At 65.2% G+C, this 21,139-nt stretch carries 16 protein-coding genes; 6 read left to right on the forward strand and 10 right to left on the reverse strand.

What is annotated here, in order from left to right; all coding sequences use genetic code 11:
* Positions 1-139: 139 nt before the first annotated feature.
* Positions 140-622, reverse strand: a complete 483-nt coding sequence (locus AC1RNP_RS11045) for a glutathione peroxidase (protein ID WP_493051310.1) — start codon at positions 620-622, stop codon at positions 140-142.
* A 119-nt stretch (positions 623-741) separates the two neighbouring features.
* Between AC1RNP_RS11045 and AC1RNP_RS11050 the strand changes: the two genes are divergently transcribed.
* The 3 genes from AC1RNP_RS11050 (at position 742) to AC1RNP_RS11060 (ending at position 5,121) form a co-directional block, all read left to right on the forward strand.
* Positions 742-2,103 carry an esterase-like activity of phytase family protein gene (locus tag AC1RNP_RS11050; RefSeq protein ID WP_493051311.1) on the forward strand — a complete coding sequence of 454 codons (1,362 nt, stop codon included), beginning with the start codon at positions 742-744 and terminating at the stop codon, positions 2,101-2,103.
* Positions 2,104-2,193: 90 nt separating this feature from the next.
* Entirely contained in the window at positions 2,194-2,793 is a 600-nt protein-coding gene (locus AC1RNP_RS11055; RefSeq protein ID WP_493051312.1) for a hypothetical protein, read from the forward strand.
* Between the two features lie 117 nt (positions 2,794-2,910).
* On the forward strand, positions 2,911-5,121 hold the full coding sequence (locus tag AC1RNP_RS11060; protein ID WP_493051313.1) for a M3 family metallopeptidase: 2,211 nt from the start codon (positions 2,911-2,913) through the stop codon (positions 5,119-5,121).
* Positions 5,122-5,430: 309 nt separating this feature from the next.
* On the opposite strand, the gene AC1RNP_RS11065 is transcribed toward AC1RNP_RS11060, so the two are convergent.
* A complete protein-coding gene (locus AC1RNP_RS11065; protein WP_493051314.1) occupies positions 5,431-6,717 on the reverse strand; it encodes a glycerophosphodiester phosphodiesterase family protein in 1,287 nt (428 codons plus the stop codon).
* Positions 6,718-6,856: 139 nt separating this feature from the next.
* Positions 6,857-11,233, reverse strand: a complete 4,377-nt coding sequence (locus AC1RNP_RS11070; RefSeq protein ID WP_493051315.1) for a DEAD/DEAH box helicase — start codon at positions 11,231-11,233, stop codon at positions 6,857-6,859.
* 226 nt (positions 11,234-11,459) lie between these two features.
* On the opposite strand from AC1RNP_RS11070, the gene AC1RNP_RS11075 reads away from it, so the two are divergent.
* The 3 genes from AC1RNP_RS11075 (at position 11,460) to AC1RNP_RS11085 (ending at position 14,816) form a co-directional block, all read left to right on the forward strand.
* Positions 11,460-12,323 carry an NAD-dependent protein deacetylase gene (locus tag AC1RNP_RS11075; protein WP_493051316.1) on the forward strand — a complete coding sequence of 288 codons (864 nt, stop codon included), beginning with the start codon at positions 11,460-11,462 and terminating at the stop codon, positions 12,321-12,323.
* Between the two features lie 86 nt (positions 12,324-12,409).
* A complete protein-coding gene (locus AC1RNP_RS11080; RefSeq protein ID WP_493051317.1) occupies positions 12,410-13,858 on the forward strand; it encodes an amino acid permease in 1,449 nt (482 codons plus the stop codon).
* Positions 13,859-13,955: 97 nt separating this feature from the next.
* The gene (locus AC1RNP_RS11085) at positions 13,956-14,816 is read left to right on the forward strand and encodes an AraC family transcriptional regulator (RefSeq protein ID WP_493051318.1); all 861 of its coding nucleotides are present in this window, start codon (positions 13,956-13,958) and stop codon (positions 14,814-14,816) included.
* Between the two features lie 37 nt (positions 14,817-14,853).
* On the opposite strand, the gene cfa is transcribed toward AC1RNP_RS11085, so the two are convergent.
* The 7 genes from cfa to AC1RNP_RS11120 form a co-directional block, all read right to left on the reverse strand.
* Positions 14,854-15,990, reverse strand: coding sequence for a cyclopropane fatty acyl phospholipid synthase (gene cfa / locus AC1RNP_RS11090; protein ID WP_493051319.1), 1,137 nt, complete (start codon positions 15,988-15,990; stop codon positions 14,854-14,856).
* 122 nt (positions 15,991-16,112) lie between these two features.
* A complete protein-coding gene (locus tag AC1RNP_RS11095) occupies positions 16,113-17,006 on the reverse strand; it encodes a DUF3298 and DUF4163 domain-containing protein (protein WP_493051321.1) in 894 nt (297 codons plus the stop codon).
* A gap of 158 nt (positions 17,007-17,164) precedes the next feature.
* Positions 17,165-17,374, reverse strand: coding sequence for a cold-shock protein (locus AC1RNP_RS11100; protein ID WP_226468527.1), 210 nt, complete (start codon positions 17,372-17,374; stop codon positions 17,165-17,167).
* 271 nt (positions 17,375-17,645) lie between these two features.
* The gene (locus tag AC1RNP_RS11105; RefSeq protein ID WP_493051322.1) at positions 17,646-18,413 is read right to left on the reverse strand and encodes a pseudouridine synthase; all 768 of its coding nucleotides are present in this window, start codon (positions 18,411-18,413) and stop codon (positions 17,646-17,648) included.
* A gap of 24 nt (positions 18,414-18,437) precedes the next feature.
* Positions 18,438-18,719, reverse strand: a complete 282-nt coding sequence (locus tag AC1RNP_RS11110; protein ID WP_493051323.1) for a GNAT family N-acetyltransferase — start codon at positions 18,717-18,719, stop codon at positions 18,438-18,440.
* Positions 18,720-18,760: 41 nt separating this feature from the next.
* Positions 18,761-19,381: a rhomboid family intramembrane serine protease gene (locus AC1RNP_RS11115; protein WP_493051324.1), complete on the reverse strand. Its 621-nt coding sequence runs from the start codon at positions 19,379-19,381 to the stop codon at positions 18,761-18,763.
* Positions 19,382-19,470: 89 nt separating this feature from the next.
* Entirely contained in the window at positions 19,471-21,069 is a 1,599-nt protein-coding gene (locus AC1RNP_RS11120) for a POT-type proton-dependent oligopeptide transporter (RefSeq protein WP_493051325.1), read from the reverse strand.
* Positions 21,070-21,139 lie beyond the last annotated feature (70 nt).

Genomic DNA, 21,139 nt, shown 5'->3' on the forward strand with positions numbered 1-21,139 from the left:
CGTTTTTCTTTGGTTCGTTTCTTTTGACGCTTATCAAAAGAAATGAACTCGGCCGCGTAGCGGACGAAACGCTTTTGATCTTCAACAAGCAACGGCAGCAGCAAAAGCCAAAGGATCCCAGCCTCCGCTGGGACGACAATCAGCCGAGCGCCGCCTCGATGTCGGCCGCCAGCGATTCCGGCTTGTCAGTCGGCGCATAACGCTTGATCACACGCCCATCGCGACCGACGAGGAACTTGGTGAAGTTCCACTTGATCGCATCGATGCCGAGAAAACCGCCCTTCTCTTCCTTCAACCACTTCCACAGCGGATGCGCGTCACCACCGTTGACGTCAACCTTGGAAAACATCGGAAAGTCGACATCGTAGGTAAGCGAGCAGAAATTCTTGATCTCGGCCTCGTCGCCGGGCTCCTGATGGCCGAACTGGTCGCAGGGGAAGCCCATCACCACCAGGCCACGATCACGATAGGTCTGCCAGAGCTTCTCCAGCCCCGTGTACTGCGGCGTGAAGCCGCATTTGGAAGCGACGTTGACGATCAGCAGCACCTTGCCGGCGTACTGGGACAGCGCCTGCTGACCGCCGTCGATGTCGTTCGCACTGAAATCGTAGGCTGTGGTCATGGCGGAAATCCCAGAGAAGTTACGGCGATCTTAATACAAGCCTCCGTGACGGGCGTCATCTGCCTGCAACACGCTGTTCCTAACGTGCCGGGTTTCTCCATTCCCCCGGGAGCGCTCCGATGCTGCGTCGCCTTTCCTGCGCCTGCGCGCTGGTTCTCGCCGGCTCCGTGCCGGTTTTCTCCGCCCAGGCCGCCGACTGGTCGCTGAGCGATGTGGTGCCGATCTCCGCCCACAGCGTCGACCGCATCGCGCCGGGGAAACAAGCCGCCAACATCAATCGCCTCGGCTTCTTCTCCGACCTGAAATACGACGCGTCGACCGGCACCTGGTTCGCGCTGTCCGACCGTGGCCCCGGGGGCGGCGTGATCGGCTACAGCACGCGCGTGCAGCAGATGATCGTGCCCCTGCATCCGATTTCCGGCGCCGTGCTCGGCAAGCCGCTGGTGCTGCGTACCATCTTGTTCACCGACCGCAACGGCAATCCGTTCAACGGCCTCAATCCGACCTTGCTCAACGGTTCGCCGAACGTGCTCGGCAACAGCTTCGATCCCGAGGGCATCGCCGTCGGTCGCAACGGACATCTGTTCGTTTCCGACGAGTACGGCCCGAGCCTGTACGAATTCGACCGTCGCGGCCGCTTCGTGCGCGCCTTCGACATCCCCGCCAACCTGCGTCCGGCGCAAGCCGACGGCCAGTCCAACTACACCGACGGCCGCGGCACGATCGTCAACGGCCGCCAGGACAATCGCGGCTTCGAGGGCCTGACCTTCAACGCCTCGCGCACGCGCCTGTACGCGGTGCTGCAGGACCCGCTGGTGAACGAGGGCGACAAGAGCGACGGCCGGCGCAGCCGCTGGGTGCGCGTCGTCGAGTTCGATCCCAAATCAGGTACCAGCACGGCGCAGTACCTGTATCCGCTGGAAACCGTCGACGTGCTCAACGCGATCGATCCCGATACCGCCGATGATTTCAAGGCCACCGACCAGGGCCGCAGCATCGGCCTGAGCGCGATCGAGGCTGTGTCCGACCACGAATTCCTGGTGATCGAACGCGACAACCGCGGCGTCGGCGTCGAGGAAACCGCCACGCCGATCCACAAGCGCATCTATCGCATCGACCTGCGCGGCGCCACGGACGTGCAGCACGTGTCGCTGGCCGGCCGCGGCGATCTGCCCGCTGGCGTGGCTCCGGTGTCGAAGCAGCCGGAGGTCGACGTCCTGGCCGCCCTGCGCCGCGTCGGCGCCGACGTGCCGGAAAAGCTGGAAGGCCTGGCCATCGGCCCGCGCCTGCTGTTCGGCGGCCGCGTGGTGCTGGTGGGCAGCGACAACGACTACAGCGTCACCCAGACCGGTGAAGGCGAGCAGTTCGATGTCTGCGTCAACGCCGACAACAGCGCGCGCCAGCAGGTGCCGCTCGACACCGCCTGCCCGGCCGGCATGGACCTGATCCCGGGCTACCTGCTGTCCTTCAAGGTACGCTGACCGCGAACCTCCGGCACGCCGCTCGTTCCCTCCGTGACGGGGCGTGGCCGCCGGCTTGCGGCCATCCGGGGCGCTGGTGACAATCCCCTCGTGGACCCCACCATCAGCCATCCGGACGCTCTGTCCAACCTGTTCCTGCACGTGCGGGTGCTGCTGGGCATGGTGGTGGGCCTCGGCCTGACCCATCTGATCCGGCATTTCGCGCGCGCCATCGATCGTCCGGTGCGCGAGCGCGCCTACTGGGTGCACATGGTCTGGGCGATCTCGATGTTCGTGTACCTGCTGCACTTCTGGTGGTGGGAATTCCGCCTGGCCGACACGGTCCACTGGACCTTCATGCTCTATCTGTACGTGGCGCTGTACGCGCTGCTGCTGTATCTGCTGTGCGCGATCATCTTTCCGGACAACATGGAAGGCCATGCCGGTTACGAGGAATATTTCTATTCGCGCCGGAAATGGTTCTTCAGCCTGCTGGCGCTGGCCTACCTCGCGGACCTGGGCGATACCTGGATCAAGGGCCGGCAGTATTTCGACAGCTTCGGGCCCGAGCTCGAATTGCGCAGCCTGGCCTACGTGCTGTTGTGCCTGGTGGCGATCGCCACCAGCAACCGCCGCTTCCATGCCTTCTTCGCGGTCGCGAGTCTGGCGTACCAGCTGTCATGGATCGTGCGCCAGTTCGAGACGCTGTGAGCGTGTCCCCGAGGAAGCGGGCGCGGCCAACGATGCCCCTCACCCCTGCCTAAAGTCACAGGTGGCATGCTGCCGCTTGGGCTAGGCTGGCCGCCACATTCCTCGACCGCCCCGCCCATGAAGCACCCGCTCGCCCTCGCCCTGACCGCGGCCCTGGCACTCGCCGCTCCTGCCTACAGCATGGCCGAAACACCCGTGAACAGCACCGCCACCCCCGCCTCCTACAGCGCATCCAATCCGTTCCACGACCTGAGCACGCTGCCGCTGCACTACCCGCAGTTCGACAAGATCAAGGACGCCGACTTCGCCCCGGCCTTCGACGCCGGCATGGCCGAGCAACTGAAGGAAGTCGAGGCGATCGCGAACAATCCCGAGCCGCCGACCTTCGACAACACGATCCTCGCCCTGGAACGCTCCGGACGCGTGCTCGATCGCGCGACGACCGTGTTCTTCAACCTCGTCGGCACCGACACCAATCCCGAGCGCAACCGCCTGCGTGGCGAGTACGCGCCGAAATTTGCCGCGCATGGCGATGCCATCCAGCTCAATCCGAAGCTGTTTGCGCGCATCAAGTCGCTGTACGACCAGCGCGATTCGCTCGGCCTCGACGACGAGGGCAAGCGCCTGATCGAGCGCTACCACACCGACTACGTGCGTGCCGGCGCCGCGCTCTCCGACCAGGACAAGGCGCGCCTGAAGGACATCAACGCCCGGCTCGCCAAGCTCGGCACCGACTTCAGCGAGAACGTGCTGAACGAGGTCAACGATTCCGCCATCGTCGTGGATTCGAAGGCCGAACTCGACGGCCTGACCGACGAGCAGATCGCCGCTGCCGCGGAAGCCGCCAAGGAACGCAAGCTCGACGGCAAGTACGTCATCACCCTGCTCAACACCACCGGCCAGCCGCCGGAATCGCAGCTCACCAATCGCGCGCTGCGCGAGCGCCTGCACAAGGCGTCGGTGACGCGCAACAGCCGCGGCAACAAGTTCGACAACACCGCCATCGTCGCCGAAGTGCTGAAGCTGCGCGCCGAACGCGCCAAGATGCTGGGCTATCCGACCTACGCGGCCTACGTCCTCGCCGACGAAACCGCGAAGACGCCGGATGCCGTCAACGACATGCTCTCCAAGCTGGCCCCGCCCGCGGTGGCGAACGCCAAGCGCGAAGCCGCGGCGATGCAGGCAATCATCGACAAGGAACAAGCCGCCAAGGGTGAGCCCACGTTCCAGCTGCAGCCCTGGGACTGGGCCTTCTACGCCGAGAAGGTGCGCCAGGCGCAATACGACTTCGACGAATCGCAGCTGAAACCCTATCTCGAACTGAAGAACGTGCTGGAAAACGGCGTGTTCTACGCCGCCAACCAGCTCTACGGCATCAGCTTCAAGGAACGCACCGACCTGCCGAAGTACCACCCGGACACGACCGTCTACGACGTGATCGACAACGACGGCAAGCAGCTGGCGATCTTCATCTTCGATCCCTACGCGCGCCCGTCCAAGCGCGGCGGCGCGTGGATGAACAGCTATGTCAGCCAGTCCGAACTGTTTGGCACCAAGCCCGTGGTCGCCAACCATCTCAACATTCCCAAGCCGACCGCCGGCAAGCCGACGCTGCTGACCTGGGACGAGGTGACCACCGCCTTCCACGAATTCGGCCATGCGCTGCACGGCATGTTCTCGAACGTGAAGTACCCGTACTTCAGCGGTACCAGCGTGCCGCGCGACTTCGTCGAGTTCCCCTCGCAGGTCAACGAGATGTGGGCCGACTGGCCGGAAATCCTCGCCCACTACGCCAAGCACTATCAGACCGGCGAGGCGATGCCCAAGGCGCTGCTCGACAAGGTGCTGGCCAGCCAGAAGTTCAATCAGGGCTTCGCCACCACCGAATATCTCGGCGCGGCGATGCTCGACCAGAATTACCATCAGGCGCCGGAAGCACAGATTCCCGCCGCCGCGCGCGTGATGGCCTTCGAGGGAGACGTCCTGAAGAAGGACGGCGTCGACTACGCGCCGGTGCCGCCGCGCTATCGCACGCCCTACTTCAGCCACATCATGGGCGGCTACGCGGCCGGCTACTACGCCTACATCTGGTCGGAAGTGCTGGATGCGAACACGGTGGAGTGGATCAAGCAGAACGGCGGCCTGAAGCGCGAGAACGGCGATCGTTTCCGCCGCACCCTGCTCTCGCGCGGCGGCAGCAAGGATGCCTCGCAGCTGTTCCTCGACTTCACCGGGCACGCCCCGGACATCCAGCCGCTGCTGGTCAAGCGTGGCCTGGCCGCGGAAGCCCAACCGCAATCCGCTCCGGAAGTGAGCGGCAGCAAGTAAGTCTGTCTTTGCTCCCGCGGCCGCGCTTCGGCGCCGCCGGGAGCTCCAGAGGGTGGCGCACAAGGACGTGCGCTGTTTTTACCCGACTTTCATTTCAGCCCCTCTCCCGCTTGCGGGAGAGGGAAATGCGAGCGCAGCGAGCGAGGGTGAGGGCAAGCGCAGACGCCCATCCTCCTTGAATTCAACGAAAAAACAATGCCTCGCCGGCTTTGGACTTGCCCTCACCCCAACCCCTCTCCCGCAAGCGGGAGAGGGGCTCTTGTGTGCGTCTAGATCGAGAGTTTTCAAAGCCCCCGTTTTCTGGATGACTTACGGCTTGCTGAGATCGAGAAAGATCTCGCGCGCTGCCACGCCGACATCCGGCTGATCGAAGAACATGCCCTGCACGCCCAGACTGTAGAGCTGCACGGCTTCACAGAGCGCCGACTGCGACACGCCATTCGCCGTCTGCGTCAAAAAGCTCTCCTCCGCCCGCAAGGTGTAGGGATGCACCAGCAGCCCCGCCTTCAACGCGCGCGCCAGCATCGGATGCACCGCGCCGGTATTGCGCGTGGCCAGTTCCGCCTTGCCGTCGCCGTTGGCGTCGACCTTGGGATCGAGCGCGGTGCGCGGCAGCAGATTGGATTTCCAGGGGCCGATGCCCGAGGCGTAGTTCGCCTTCATCCAGTTCAACACCGACTGGCTGACCAGCGCGCCATAGGTCGTGTCCGCGCTGATGCCGCCTTCGATGCGCTGGTTCAGCTCGCCATAGATCGCCGAGAGATCGCCGCCGTGCGTGGCGTTGTAGACCATGTCGTAGGGCTTGGCCGAATTGATGTCGTCATACAGCTGCACCAGCGGGAACGAAACACCCGCCGACGGCATGATGTGCTTCTTCAGTTCGAGCAAGTTCTCCACGTCAAAGCTCTGGATGAAGACGCGGCGCGAATCGGTGAAGCCTTCGGCCACCAGCGTCTCGATCAGCTTCGTGCCGAGCGAGACATGGATCGGCGTGCCGTCGATGCGACGCCCTTCCTTGGCGAAATAGGTCGGATGCTTGGTTTCGGGATAGATGCCGACCGGACGGCCATTGCGGCTCTCGCGCTTGGCCAGCTGCACCACTTCGGCGAAGGTCGGAATCTGGAAGCGGCCGTCGTAACGCGTGTTGCCCGGACGAATGGCGGGAATGCGTTCCTTGGCGCGCAGCGTCTTGATCTCGGCGAGGGTGAAATCCTCGGTGAACCAGCCGGTCAGCTTGACGCCATCGACCGTCTTGGTGGTGCGGCGGCTGGCGAATTCCGGATGATCGGCGACGTCGGTGGTGCCGGAAATCTCGTTCTCGTGGCGCGCGACCAGCACGCCGTCCTTGGTCGCCACCAGGTCAGGCTCGATGAAGTCGGCGCCCTGGCGGATCGCCAGGCGATAGGATTCGAGCGTGTGCTCGGGGCGATAGCCGCTGGCGCCGCGATGGCCGATCACGATCAACCCGTGATGGTCATCGTCGTGATGGCGGGCGGGCTTGGCGGCCAAGGCGGACTCTTGTGCGAAGGCGGGGACGCCGACGGCGAGCAACACCGTGGCGCACAGCGTCGAGATTAGCTTAGTGCGCAGACTCATGGCTTTGAATCCTGTGTCGGGGGATCGGACGTGCCGACTCCCCTGCAGCCGGCCCGCGCACAGGGTCGGTGACTAGGATTGCGATCCGTTGACAGTCTGCGTCCAGACATCGTCCGGCCACGATACGCAAAGCCTGGGATCAGTGCACGGCGGCCGGAACCTGCCCTGCGAAGAACGCGGGATCAGGCTCGCGCAGCAGCACCTTGCGGGCCATGCGCTGCTCTTCCGGCGGCAGCGTGACGAGCCAGTCGACCTGCCCCGCGTTCAAGGTCGCCAGCGGCAGACCATCACGGTAGAGCACGCGCGAGCCGGTCAGGCGCGGCAGTTTGCTGCCGGGCAGCACGGTGCCGACCAGGTTCAGGGGATCGGCCGCGGACAGGCAGATCAAGGCGCCATCGTGCGGGCGCTGACGCATCTGGCGCATCAGTCCGATGGCCTCGGGCAGCGCGAACTGCTCACCCGACAGGCCTGCGATGAAACGGCCGCCGCGGATTTCACCACGCGCCTCCAGCCGGTGATAGACGCGCAGCAGCTCGCGCCACGGCGGCAGCCAGTTCGCTTCGCGCTCCAGCAGCCGCCAGCACACCACGCCGTAGCGGCGCAGCAGGACCCGGGCCACATGCTCGATCGCTTCCGGATCGGATTTCCCATTCGGCGCCGGTACGTTGCGCCGGATCAGCACCCAGCGGCCTGCGTCTTCGATACCGAACAGCGCCGCGCGACGCCGGCGATGAGGGGAGCCGCCCGATCGCTTCGATGCGGGCACCAGCAGCGCGCGCAATCCGGCATAGCTGTCGCAATGGACGCGGCCACGCGCCACCAGTTCCGCGAGCGCGTCTTCGAGTTCCGTTCGCAGCAGGTGCGCGCCTGTCACGAGTTCGTCGAAGAACGAGGCCCCGTGTTCGCCCAGATAATCGGCGACACGCTGCGCGCGCGAAGAAATGCTGTCGTCGTTGCTCTGCTCCGGTGCCAGCCGCGTCCATGCAACAGCATGCTTGCGCGGCAGCAGGACGATCGGCGTCGCGCGCACGGGCGTGCTGCCGCGCGAGCCACTGCTGTCGCCGGCACTCACGCGCAGGCGCGTCCACATCGTGCGGCCGGCGGTGCACAGGTCGTCGAGCCAGGTGATCGAATAATCGTTGACGCGTGCCGGCAGCAATTCCGCTTCCCATGCGGCCGCCGGCGCCTCGAAGCCCTCCAGCTGCGCGAGCACGCCCGCCAGCGCCTCTGGTCCGCTGACGCGCGCACCGGGCGCCACGCGCTGCCAGTCGAAGAGGAAACGCATGAAGTCGCGCGGCTCCACCGGTTCGATCTCGCGACGCAGGCGCTTGAGCGTGTAGCGATGGATGCGCGCGAGCAGATGGCGTTCGCACCACTCGTCGACGTCGATGCCGGGGGTGAAGCGCCCCTGCATCACATAGCCTTCCCCTTGCAAGCGCAACAGCGCCATGTCCACGTCCGTAGCGGGAAGCGAAATCGCAGAAGCAAGCGCAGTCGCGGGGGTCGGACCAAGGCCCGTGAGACGCAGGCGCAGCAGTTCTACCGCCGCATCCTCGCTCGTCCAGGCTTGCGCAACGAATTCCGCCGGCGCTTCGATCGCCGGCTGCATCGCGGCCTCGGGATGCAGGGCCTGCAATTGCGGCAGACGTTCCGCGGCGACCCACAACCCGTCGCCGATGGCAAGCCGTGTCGCGCGATGATCACGCGCCAGCCGCTTGAGCCAGCCGAACCAATCGCCGTTGCCCATCGCCTCCGCTTCCGTGACGAAACCCAGCCCCATCAGCGCCTCATGCATCTCGTCGGCATCGCGCACCTGCGGCCAGGCTTCCTCGCGCACCGCCTCGATCGCGGCGAGATCGAGCCTGCCGAGATCGTCGGCGCTCTGCGGATCAGCGTAACGGCGCGTCTGCACGGCCTGGGTGCGGCGTTCTTCCAGTGGCGCATCGTCGAGGAAGGCGTAGGGCCGCGCGTTCAAGGCCTCGGCGGCGAACGGCGACGGCGCGGTCAGATCGCGCGCCTCCACCCGCACCTGGCCGGATTCCATCGCGCGCAGCAGGCGCAGCCAGCCGTCGATGTCCATCGCTTCGTGCAGGCAATCGTGCAGTGTCTGCGCGACCAGCGGATGATCCGGCACCTGGCGTTCGCCGACGATGTTCTCCAGACAGGCGACCTGATCAGGAAACACCGTTGCCAGCAGATCCTCCGACTTCATCCGCTGCAACTGCGGCGGCACTTTCTTGCCGCCGACGAAACGCGGCAGCGCCAGCGCGGTGGTCGCATTCCAGCGCCAGCGCACGCCGAACAGTGGCGCGTCGAGCAGTGCCTGGACCAGCACGTCCTGCGCCGAATTGGAATGCAGATAGCTCGCCACCTCGATCAGCGGGAAGCTGTGGCTTGTCGAGAGCGACAGCACGATGGCGTCCTCGGTCGCCGCCGCCTGCAGTTCGAAATTGAACTTGCGGCAGAAGCGCTTGCGCAGCGCCAGGCCCCAGGCACGATTGACGCGACTGCCGTAGGGCGTGTGGATCACCAGTTGCGTGCCCCCGGATTCGTCGAAGAAACGTTCCAGGACGATGGTGTCCTGGCTCGGCATCGCGTTGAGCGATGCCAGCGCGGAACCGAGGTAATCGATCAGCTGCCGCGCGGCTTCCGACGGCAAGCCGACTTCGCCGACGCACCAGGCGAGCGCTGCCTCGACACCCCGCCCTTTGATCTGTTCGGCCACCGTTTCGCGCAGCCGCGACACCGCGAACGACAGTTCGTCGGTGCGCCCCGGCGCCTCGCCCAGCCAGAACGGGATGTTGGGCGGCGCGCTTTGCGCATCCTCCACGCGCACGCGCCCCGGCTCGATGCGCAGGATGCGATAGCTGGCGTTGCCGAGCTGGAAGATGTCGCCGGTCAGGCTCTCGACCGCGAAATCCTCGTTCACCGTGCCGATGTTCTGCGCCTGCGGCTCCAGGACCACGCTGTAGTCGGCGGTGTCGGGAATGGTGCCGCCCGACATCAGCGCGGTCATGCGGCCGCCCTTGCGGCCGCGAAGCTTGCGATTGACCGCATCGCGATGCAGATAGCCCGCGCGCGGGCCGCGTCGCGTGGTGAACCCTTCGGCCAGCATGCGCACGATGGCGTCGTAATCCTTGCGCGACAGTCCGGCATAGGGCCAGGCGCGACGGAACCAGTCGTAGAGCGCGTCCTCGTCCCATTCGCGGCTCGCCACTTCAGCGACGATCTGTTGCGCCAGCACGTCCAGCGGCGCCTGCGGCATGATCAGGGCATCGAGTTCGCTGCGGCGCACGCCATCGAGCAGCGCGGCGCATTCGACCAGTTCGTCGCGCGTCTGCGGGAACAACCGGCCCTTCGGCACGCCGCCGACATGGTGTCCGGAGCGACCGACGCGCTGCAGGAACGCCGCGATCGAGCGCGGCGAGCCGAGCTGGCAGACCAGATCGACATCGCCGATGTCGATACCGAGTTCGAGCGAAGCCGTCGCCACCAGCACGCGCAATTCGCCGCGCTTCAGGCGCTGCTCGGCATCCAGTCGCAGTTCCTTGGCGAGGCTGCCGTGGTGCGCGGCGACGGCCTCCTTGCCCAGGATCTCGCCTAGATGTCGTGCCGCGCGCTCGGCCATGCGGCGTGTGTTGACGAACACCAGCGTGGTGCGGTGCTGCGTGACCAGTTCGGCGACACGTGCGTAGACCTGTTCCCACTGATCGTTCGACATCACCGCGCTCAGCGGCGTCGGCGGCAGTTCCAGCGCTAGATCGCGTTGCTTCACGTAGCCGATGTCGACGATTTCGCAATCCGGCACGCCATGCTTCGACACCGCGGCCGCGCCAACCAGAAAACGGGCCACTTCCTCGATCGGCTTCTGCGTCGCCGACAGGCCGACGCGCGTGAGCCGGTCGCCGCACAAGGCTTCCAGACGCTCCAACGACAGCGCCAGATGGCTGCCACGCTTGCTGCCGGCCACGGCGTGGATTTCGTCGACGATCACCGTGCGCACGGTGGCCAGCATCGCCCGCCCGGATTCGGAACCGAGCAGGACGTACAGCGATTCCGGCGTGGTGACGAGAATGTGCGGCGGCTTGCGCCGCGTCAGCGCGCGCTCGGCCTGCGGCGTGTCGCCGGTGCGCACGGCGGTGCGGATCTCGATGTCCGGCAGGCCCATGCGTTCGAGTTCGGCGCGGATGCCCGCCAGCGGCGCCTCGAGGTTGATGCGGATGTCGTTGGAGAGCGCCTTCAGCGGCGAGACGTAGACCACCACGGTCTGATCGGGCAGACCCGACGTCGACTGCCCCAACAGATCGTGCGTGCCCTGCTCCAGGCCCTGCCGCACCAGGCCGTCGATCGCGGTCATGAAGGCGGTCAGCGTCTTGCCCGAGCCGGTCGGCGCCGCCACCAGCGTGTTGCGCCCGCTGCGGATCGCCGGCCACGCCGCGATCTGCGCCTGCGTGGGCGCCGGGAACGCGCTGCGGAACCAGTTGGCGACGGCGGGATGGAACGCTGTCAGCGGCATCGTGAGGATGATCGTACTGGGAAAATTACGCCGGGGAAGGGAAAGGCATGAACGAAAGATCGGAGCGGAGCCTCTGGAATTCAACGCAGGCGGAATTCAAACCCGTGGTGCCCGATCAGACAGGCAGACCCTAGCCGCAAGCCGTCTCAACCACTGAGACGGCTCTTGCAAATGCCCTCCGCCGCCCAAAACACGGGCTCACCATGGAAAACGCTAGGATGCGGCGATGAACGCCTCTTTCGCTGAACCGGCCGATGTCGGATCGCCCGATGTTGAATCCGCCGACGTGAATCGACTGCGCGACTGGCTGGCGCCCTTCCGCCGCGTCTTCGTCCTCACCGGCGCCGGCTGCAGCACCGATTCCGGCATCCCGGACTATCGCGATGCCGACGGCGCCTGGAAACGCAAGCCGCCGGTCACCTACCAGTCCTTCACCGGCGATCCGGCCGTGTATCAGCGCTACTGGGCCCGCAGCGCCATCGGCTGGCCACGCTTCGTGCAGGCGGCCCCGAATCGCGCGCATTTCGCGTTCGCGGCCTGGGAATCGACGGGCACGCTGTCGCTGCTGGTCACCCAGAATGTCGATGGGCTGCATCAGCGTGCCGGCAGCCGCGCCGTGGTCGATCTGCATGGGTCGCTCGACGCGGTCGTCTGCCTGGACTGCGGCCTGCGCGAAGCGCGTAGCGCCGTGCAGGAAACGATCGCCGCCGCCAATGCCGACTGGGACGCCGCGCATGCCGCCACCGCGCCCGATGGCGACGCGGACATCGACGACCAAGCCGTCATGCGTTTCGTTCCGCCGCGCTGTCCCGCCTGTGCCGGCCCGCTGAAACCGGATGTCGTGTTCTTCGGCGAGAACGTGCCCCGCGCACGCTACGAGCAAGCGCGCGACGCGTTGCAAGCCTCCGACGCCATGCTCGTCGCGGGTTCGTCGCTGATGGTGTATTCCGGCTTCCGCTTCGCGCGCATGGCGCACGAGGCCGGACTGCCGATCGCGATCCTCAACCGCGGACGCACGCGCGCCGACGATCTCGCCTCGCTCAAGCTCGATACCGACGTCGGGACGACGCTGCACGCTGCATTCGCCTGAGATCGGTGCTGTCGGGTTTCGCTTCGTGGGTTCGCCACGGAGACGTCAGCGGCTATGATCGCCGCACCTCCAGGGAGACCCCAACGATGAGCGCACCGCCCTCACTGACGGCACGGCTGATCCGACCCAAGAGCATCGCGCAACTCCAGGCCGAGCTCGGGCAACGCCGTGATTTCCGCCGCGTGCTCGGCGTTTGGCAGCTCACCGCGATCGGACTGGGCGGCATCATCGGCGTCGGCGTGTTCGTGCTCGCCGGACAGCAGGCCGCCGCGAATGCCGGCCCCGCGGTCGCGCTGGCCTTCATCATCGCCGGCATCGCCAGCGCCGCGGCGGCACTGTGCTATGCCGAATTCGCCGGCATGATTCCCGTCACCGGCAGCGCCTACACCTACGGCTACGCGGTACTCGGCGAGCTGCCTGCATGGCTGATCGGCTGGGACCTGCTGCTCGAATACGCGATGGTGGTGGCCGTGGTGGCCAGCGGCTGGTCGGGCTATGCGCAGGATCTGCTGCATCGCATCGGCATCGACCTGCCGGTCTGGGCGCAGGGCGCGCATGGCAGCGGCGAAGGCCATGTCTTCAACCTCGTCGCCGCCGTCGTGTCGCTGCTGGTCGCTGTCCTGCTCACCGTGCGCACCGAATGGGGGGCGCGCTTCAACACGCTGATCGTGGCGATCAAAGTGCTGGGCGTGCTGCTGGTGATCGGTGTCGGCGTGTTCTACATCGATCCGGCTAACTGGACGCCATTCATCCCCGAACGCACGGTCGATGCGAGCGGTGCCTCGCATTTCGGCTTCAACGGCGTCGTCACTGCCGCCGCGGTGGTGTTCTTCGCCGTGTTCGGCTACGACACGCTGACCACGGCCGCCGAGGAAGCCAAGAACCCGCAACGCGATCTGCCGCGCGCGGTGATGCTGTCGCTTGGCATCTCGATGGCGCTGTATCTCACCATCTCGCTGGTGCTCACCGGCGTCGCCCACTACTCCACGCTCGGCAACAGCGCGCCGGTCGCCAATGCCTTCCGCGATCTCGGGCTGGACTGGGTCGCCACGGTGATCTCGCTGATCGCCGTCACCGGCATCATCAGCGTCGTCTTCGCCTTCATGCTGGCGGCCGCGCGCATCTGGTACGCGCTCTCGCGCGACGGTCTGCTGCCGATGTGGTTCGCGAAATCGCACCCGCGCTACGGCACGCCCTATCGCCCGACGCTGCTGCTCGGTGTGATCACCGCGCTCGCGGCGGGTTTCTTCCCCATCGGCGAACTGGCGGAACTGGTGAACGTGGGCGTGCTCGCCGCCTTCATCGTCATCTGCGCCTCGATCCTGGTGCTGCGCAAGCGCCAGCCGTCGCTGCCGCGCAGTTTCCGCACGCCGTGGGTGCCGTTCGTGCCGCTGATCGGGATCGCTTTCTCGATCTGGCTGATCTCGGGGCTGCCGTGGATCACCTACGAGCGCTTCCTGATCTGGATGGCACTCGGCCTGGTGGTGTATTTCGGTTACGGCATCCGCAACAGCCGCTTGGCGAGCCAGCCCTGATCGTCACCACTCCGGGCGGACGCCGCCGGAGAAAATGCGCAACCTGGATCAATCGGAACCGCCCAGCATTCGCACCGCGGTAACGACGGAGTCCGGAATGAATCGCCCGAACACGCAACGCAACTACGCCACCCGCATCGAGCGGGTGGTCGCGCACATGGCCGATCGTCTCGACCAGCCGCTGGCGCTGGAGCAATTGGCGACCGTCGGCCATTTCTCGCCCTATCACTTCCACCGCATCTATCGCGGCCTGATGGGCGAAACGGTGGCCGACACGCAGCGTCGGATGCGTCTGCATCGGGCGGCGGTCGAACTGGTGCGCGGCACGCGAACGCTCGAAGCCATCGCGCACCGCTGCGGCTATGGCAGCAGCGCCGCCTTCAATCGCGCGTTCGCCCAGAGCTATGGCCTGCCTCCGGGGGAATTCCGTCGCCGCCAGGACGCGAGCATTCCCGCTCCGCCCTGCCCCGATCGAACCCTTGATGAGGACACGACCATGTACGAAGTGAAGATCACGCAACTGCCGCCCGTCAGCGTCGCCGCGCTGCGGCATCACGGCGCCTATCACGACATCGGCAAGACGTTCGAAAGGCTCGGCGTCTGGGCAGCCGGACGCGGCCTGAACCAATCCCGCTCCTTCGGCATCTACTACGACGATCCGGAGAGCAAGTCCGAGGACGAGCTACTGTCGGATGCCTGCGTGGAAGCGCCGGAGGATCTCGCGCTGGAGGCTCCGGTCCGGCGCGCCACGATCGAAGGCGGCCGCTACGCCGTACTGGTGCACGTCGGCCCCTACGCCGAACTCGAACGGCCCTATCGCTGGCTGTTCGGCGAATGGCTGCCGTCCAGCGGCGAGGAGGCCTCGGACGCACCGGTGATCGAGGAATACCTCAACGACGCGCGCATGCTCCCGCCGACCGAATGGCGCACGGCGATCTGCCTGCCGCTGCGCGGATGACGACGGCGCGGCTCGTCCCGTTCACGCGGGACGAGCACTATCTGGGCGCGACGTAGCCGCCGGGCACACCACCCGGCGACAGCACCAGTTGCCAAAGCTGGATGCGCCGCGCGCGGAAGCTCGCCATCGAGGCGGCGAGATAGAAACGCCACATGCGGCGGAAACGCTGATCGTAGCGCGATGGCAGGCGATCCCAGGCGGCCTCGATGTTGGCGCGCCAGGCCTGCAGCGTGAGGTCGTAGTCGGCGCCGAAGTTGTGCCAGTCCTCGATCACGAACAAGCCTTCGGTCGCTTCGGCGATCTGCCGCACCGACGGCAGCATCGAATTGGCAAAGATATATTTGGTGATCCACGGATCGCTGTGATTCACCGATTTGTTGCCACCGATGGTGTGCAGCAGGAACAGTCCGTCCTCGGCCAGACAGCGCCGTGCCATTTCGAAGTACGTGCGGTAGTTGCGCACACCGACGTGCTCGAACATGCCGACGGAGAGGATGCGGTCGAAGCGCTCATCAAGTTCGCGATAATCCTGCACGCGGATCTCGATGGGCAGGCCGGTGCACAATTCCCGCGCAAACTCCGCCTGCTCGTGCGAGACCGTGATGCCCACGCCACTCACGCCATAACGCTCGGCGGCGAACTTCAGCGCCTCGCCCCAGCCGCAGCCGATGTCGAGCACGCGCATGCCCGGGCGCAGGCCGAGCTTGCGGCAGATCAGGTCGAGCTTGGCCTCCTGGGCCTCGTCCAGCGACGCCGCGACGACGCCGTCGCGTCCATGCCAATAACCGCAGCTGTACACCAGCCGCTTGCCCAGCATGGCCGAGTAGAGATCGTTGCCGAGATCGTAATGCCGCTCGCCGACGTCGAAGGCGTGGCGGCCGGCCTGCATGTTGAACAGCCGCGCGCGGATCGCCAGCAGCATGTCGCCGATGCCGTGCACGCGTTCATCGACGTGGGCTTCGAGCAGATGGAACAGGAAATCGTCCAGGGATTCCACGTCCCACCAGCCGTCCATGTAGCTTTCGCCCAGGGCCAGCGATCCGCCGGCCACCAGCCGTGCCGGCAAACGCGAATCGTGGGTGCGCAGGTCCCAGGGGCGGTTGCCGCCGACCTGGACTTCAGCCTCCGCAAGCAGGGATTGCAGGCGGTCTTGGAAAGGATGCGTCGCGGACATGGGGGGATCGTCGACACGAACAGGGCAATTCCAGATTACTCCAGTCGCCATTCCTTCATCGCTGTGCAAGCTTGCAACACAGCGTCGCCCGACCGATCAGGATGATCGATCAGGGCGACCAATCAGCCCGCCGGCGCGGGCGCCGGTTTCGGCGCCGCCGGTTTCGGCGCCGCCGGTGACGGTGCGGGTGCGGATGCGAACAGGTCACGATATTCCTGCGCGACGTGCGGCAGCAGCACCGAAGCCGGCACCTCCACCGTCTGCACGCCGTCGGAATAAGGCCCGACCTGATAGGGCGGGAACACAAAGCGCAGCGCCGACAGCTTGTTGTCCGGCGCCAACACCGGCTCGAACTGGGCGAAATTGTCGGCCTCGGGCGTGGAGCCCTCGTCGATCATCTTCAACGCCGACTTCATCAGTTCGGCGCGCTCGGCCGGCGGCATTTCGTCGGCGTCGATGCGCTGCGACAACGCCGCGTGCAGCTGCTCGCGCACGTAACCGGAAAGATCGCGCCAACCGTTCTTGTCGACGATCAGCTCGTTGATCTTCAGCGCCTTGTTCTGCTGCGGCAGCCAGACGAAACGCGCCACCAGCGGATTGCCGTGCGCGCCGCCGGTGTAGCTGCTGCCGTCGGCGGACACCGCCACGATCTGCGGCGTTTCCAGCACGGTGTTGAAGGAGAGCGTCAGGTCGTAGGGCGCCGGCGGTTTCTCGGTGCCGAGGCCGTCGAGCGCCTGCTTAAGTTCGTTGCGCGCCGCGTCGGAATACTGGCGCAGTTCCGCGGCGAGCCCGGGATATTTGTCGATGCCCTTCGGGTAGCTGATGCCGATCACGTAGCGCGGATCGCGCTCGATCACGTCCTTGAGTTCGGCCGGCGCGGGCGGTGGCGTGGCGGCGGTTTCCGGCTGCTCCTGGCCCGCCTGGGCCGGCGCCTGCGCTGCGGGCTCTTCGCGCTTGCAGGCGGCGAGCATGGCGAGAGCGATGAGGATGGACGAACAGGCCAACAGGCGGCGCATGGCGGTCTCCTTGACTCCGAAGCTTCTAATAACGCCAGTTTAACGAGCCCAGCGTGATGCCGAGATTAACACCGTGACGCAATTCACACTTCCCGATCGGCAAATAAAAAGCCCCGGACGTTGCCGTCCGGGGCTCGGGTCAAACTAAACGCACCAACTTACATGGGCTGCACTTCGTCGGCCTGCAGGCCCTTCTGGCCCTGCACAACCTTGAACGAGACCTTCTGGCCTTCCTGCAGCGACTTGAAGCCGGTGCCCTGGATCGAGCGGAAGTGGACGAACAGGTCCTGGCCGCTTTCCGGGGTGATGAAGCCGAAGCCCTTGGCGTCGTTGAACCACTTGACGGTACCAACCTGACGATCGGACATGATGAGTTACTCCTTGGAACAGTGGGATGGATACGCGCCCCGCCAAGTGCGGGTCCGCGACTGTGTCTAGCAAGGGGTAACGCGAAGCGATGGAGCGGATCGGCCCAGAAATTCTTTGGAATTCCTGTATTGAACAGTGATCTACCGCATCGAAACCACGATGTACCGTGATCCCGGCTTTGAACAGTGCGCGCACGATACCGCAAGTTCGGGGTGAAATGTTAAATTTCGAACATTTCCCGACACACGGAAACCCCGCTCTGGGACCGGGCTACCACTCCTCCTGCTTGGGCAGCAGCCCCCGCAGCTCGGCATCGGTCAGATTCCGCCACTGGCCGGGCTTCAGATGCCCAAGCTTCACATTGCCGATCCGCACCCGCAGCAGCTGTTTCACGCGGTATTTGAAGTGGGCCGCCATCAGCCGGATCTGCCGGTTCAGGCCTTGCACCAGGACGATCCGGAAGCCGAACCGACCCAGCTTGCCGGTCCGGCACGGCAGGGTCGTCTCCCCGTGGATCGGGACGCCCCGGCTCATCCCGCGCAGGAAATCCTCGGTGACCGGATGGTTCACCGCCACCAGGTACTCCTTCTCCAGCTTGTTCTCCGCCCGCAGGATGGCGTTGACGATGTCGCCGTTGCTGGTCAGCAGGATCAGCCCTTCCGAATCCTTGTCGAGACGGCCGATCGGGAAGATCCGCTCCTCATGGCCGACGAAATCGACGATGTTGCCCGGCACCGACGATTCGGTGGTGCAGGTGATGCCGACCGGCTTGTTCAGGGCGATATAGACGTGCTTGCGCTTGCCCTTGGCCGCCGTGCGCACGCGCAGCTGCTGGCCGTCGACCTTGACCTCGTCGCCCTCGCCCACCTCGGCGCCGATACGGGCGCGAACGCCGTTGACGGTCACCCGCCCCTCGCCGATCAGGCGGTCGGCCTCGCGCCGTGAGCAGAATCCGGTGTCGCTGATGTGTTTGTTCAGGCGCATGACCGCGGCGCATTCATCCAAAGGCGGCAGGACGATATGCCGCGGGGCGCGCATGCTGACACAGCCGGCCGGCCGATGTCAGGCGACGAGGTCGGCGTACTGCGGATGCTTCTTCAGATAGGCCGCCGCGTAGGAGCACTGCGGCACGACCTTCAGGCCTTCCGCCCGCACGTACTCCAATGCCGCCCGCACCAGCTGGGCGGCGATGCCGCGGCCGCCGATTTCCGAGGGCACGATGGTGTGCGTGATGGTCACGATGCCGTCCTCGCGCTCGTATTCGACATAGGCCTCGTGGCCGTCGACGCGCATATCGAAGCGTCGGGTGCCCGTGTCGTGGCTGATCTGGAGGTCGTCGGTCATGTCGGAAATCCGGTTCGGAGTCTGAACGCGTGCGCAGCCGCTCACCCGAACCGCGGGTTGCTCAACTGCGACAGGAAGTGGGACAGCACGGACGGGTCCATGATCAGGGTGAACATGACGCCGAAGCCCGCGCCCCACAGATGGGCGCTGTGGTTGATGTTGTCGCCGCCGCGGCGATCCATCCAGATGCTGTAGCCCACATAGAGCACGGCATAGACGATCGCCGGGATCGGAATCGGAATGAAGAACAGATAGATGCCGGACCACGGCGCCATCAGGATGAAGGAGAACAGCACCGCCGAGACCGCGCCGGAAGCGCCGAGGCTGCGGTATTGGCTGTCATGGCGATGGCGGGTGTAAGTCGGCAGGATCGCGATCACGATCGCGGCGAGGTAGAACACCAGGTAGCCGATCATGCCGATCCGCTGCACGAACACCTCCTCGACCGCGCGGCCGAAGAAGAACAAGGTGAGCATGTTGAACAGCAGATGGCCGAAATCGGCGTGGATGAAGCCATGCGTGATGAGGCGGTCGTACTGCTTGGAACGATCGATGGCCGGCGGCCACAGGATCAGGCGGTCAATCAGCTGCTGATTGTTGAACGCCATCCACGACACCACGCAGGTGGCGACGATGATGAGAATAGTGACCGGCGATTCCATCGGATGCTTCCAGTTTCAGACGATTATTTTTTAGACGGTTCTGTTTTAGGTGGTGCTGCTTTAGACAGTTCCGCACCTGAAGAGTTCTCTCACGCCGTTCTGTAATTGTCCTGCATCGGATAACGACGCGCGTATCCGGCAAAGGCCAGCGCGGTGAGAAAAGCGAACCCGGCGAAGAAGAACATCAGGAACGCATTCTCGCTCAAACCGGTACTGGCGATGTGCGAAATCACGGCTTCGTTACGCACGCCCAGGTTGGTCAGCAGCACCCAGACATTGCCGAAGGTGACGGCCAGATACCAGAACGCCATGATCACGCCCTTCATCGATCCCGGCGCCTGGCTGTAGGCGAATTCGAGCGCCGTGGCCGACACCAGGATTTCGCCGAAGGTCAGCAGCGCATAAGGCAGAATCTGCCACGCCAGCGAAACCGGATCGCCGCCATCCATGGCGAGTTGGATCATGCCAGCCGCGATCCAGGCGACGCCCGAGAACAGAATGCCCGTCCCCATCCGCCGCAATGGCGTCGGCTCGATGCCCACACGCCGCAGCAACGGATACAGCACGATGTTGTTGAATGGAATCATCAACATCACCAGCGCCGGATTGATTGCCTGCATCTGTGTCGCCTCCTTGACCAGCCAGCTCGGCCACCACCACAGTTCGTGCGGGATCGCCATGTCCTTGCCCTGCAGCACCCAGGTCGAGGCCTTCTGGTCGAACAGCGACCAGAACGGCGTGGTCAGCGCGAACACGATCAGGATGCGCAGCACCGCGCGCACGCCATCGACGGCCACATCTGCGTGCACGCCACGCGCGCGATCCAGCTGCATCGACGCGCCGGCGCCGCCGAACGCGATCACCAACCCGAGCGCGAGACAGGCGCTGATCACGAAGCCGAGCTTCGGAATCAGCAGCAACGCCACCAGAGCAAGCACACCGCCGAGCCCGGCAACCATCAGGCCCGGCCGCCCCTGTCCCGGCACACGCGCCAGCAGCGAGGTGCGGATCACGCTCAGGAATGCGTCCGGATCGGACTGCACGGGGGGCACATTCACGTATCGCTTTCGTCCCAGCCAGAAGATGAACGTGGCGATCAGCATCAGCACGGCCGGAATGCCGAACGCCACCTCCGGCCCCTGACTGCTCAACAGCAGCGGCATCAGCAACGAACCGAACAGGCTGCCGAAATTGATGACCCAATAGAACGCATCGAACACGATCTTCGCCAGATGCTTGTTGCTCTGGTCGAACTGATCGCCGCAAAAGGACACGACCAGCGGTTTGATGCCGCCTGATCCGAACGCAATCAGGAACAAGCCCGTGTAGAAACCTGTCCGGTCATTCGGCATCACCGCCAGACAGACCAGGCCGACGCAGTACACCAGCGAGAACCAGAAGACGGTGTTGTACTTGCCGAAAAAGCGGTCCGCCAGCCAACCGCCCAGCAGCGGGAAGAAGTACACGCCGATGACGAAGGTATGAAAGACATCCTTGGCCGCGCCCTGGCGGTCGGTCTCCGGCAGATAGGCGAGCAATATGCTGCTGGCCAGGAAGGACACCAGAATGTTGCGCATCCCGTAGAAGCTGAAGCGTTCGCAGGCCTCGTTGCCGATGATGTAGGGAATCTGCCGGGGCATTCTCCCGTTGTTGCGAGGGGTCGGGGCGGCTGCGGCGGCAGTCGTCATCGGCACTGAACTCTTCTAGGACCAGCGCGAAGACTAACCCAAGCGTCCAATTTCTGCCCCGTGCCACAGG

Source organism: Luteimonas sp. GW821-FHT14E02, from assembly GCF_058803905.1.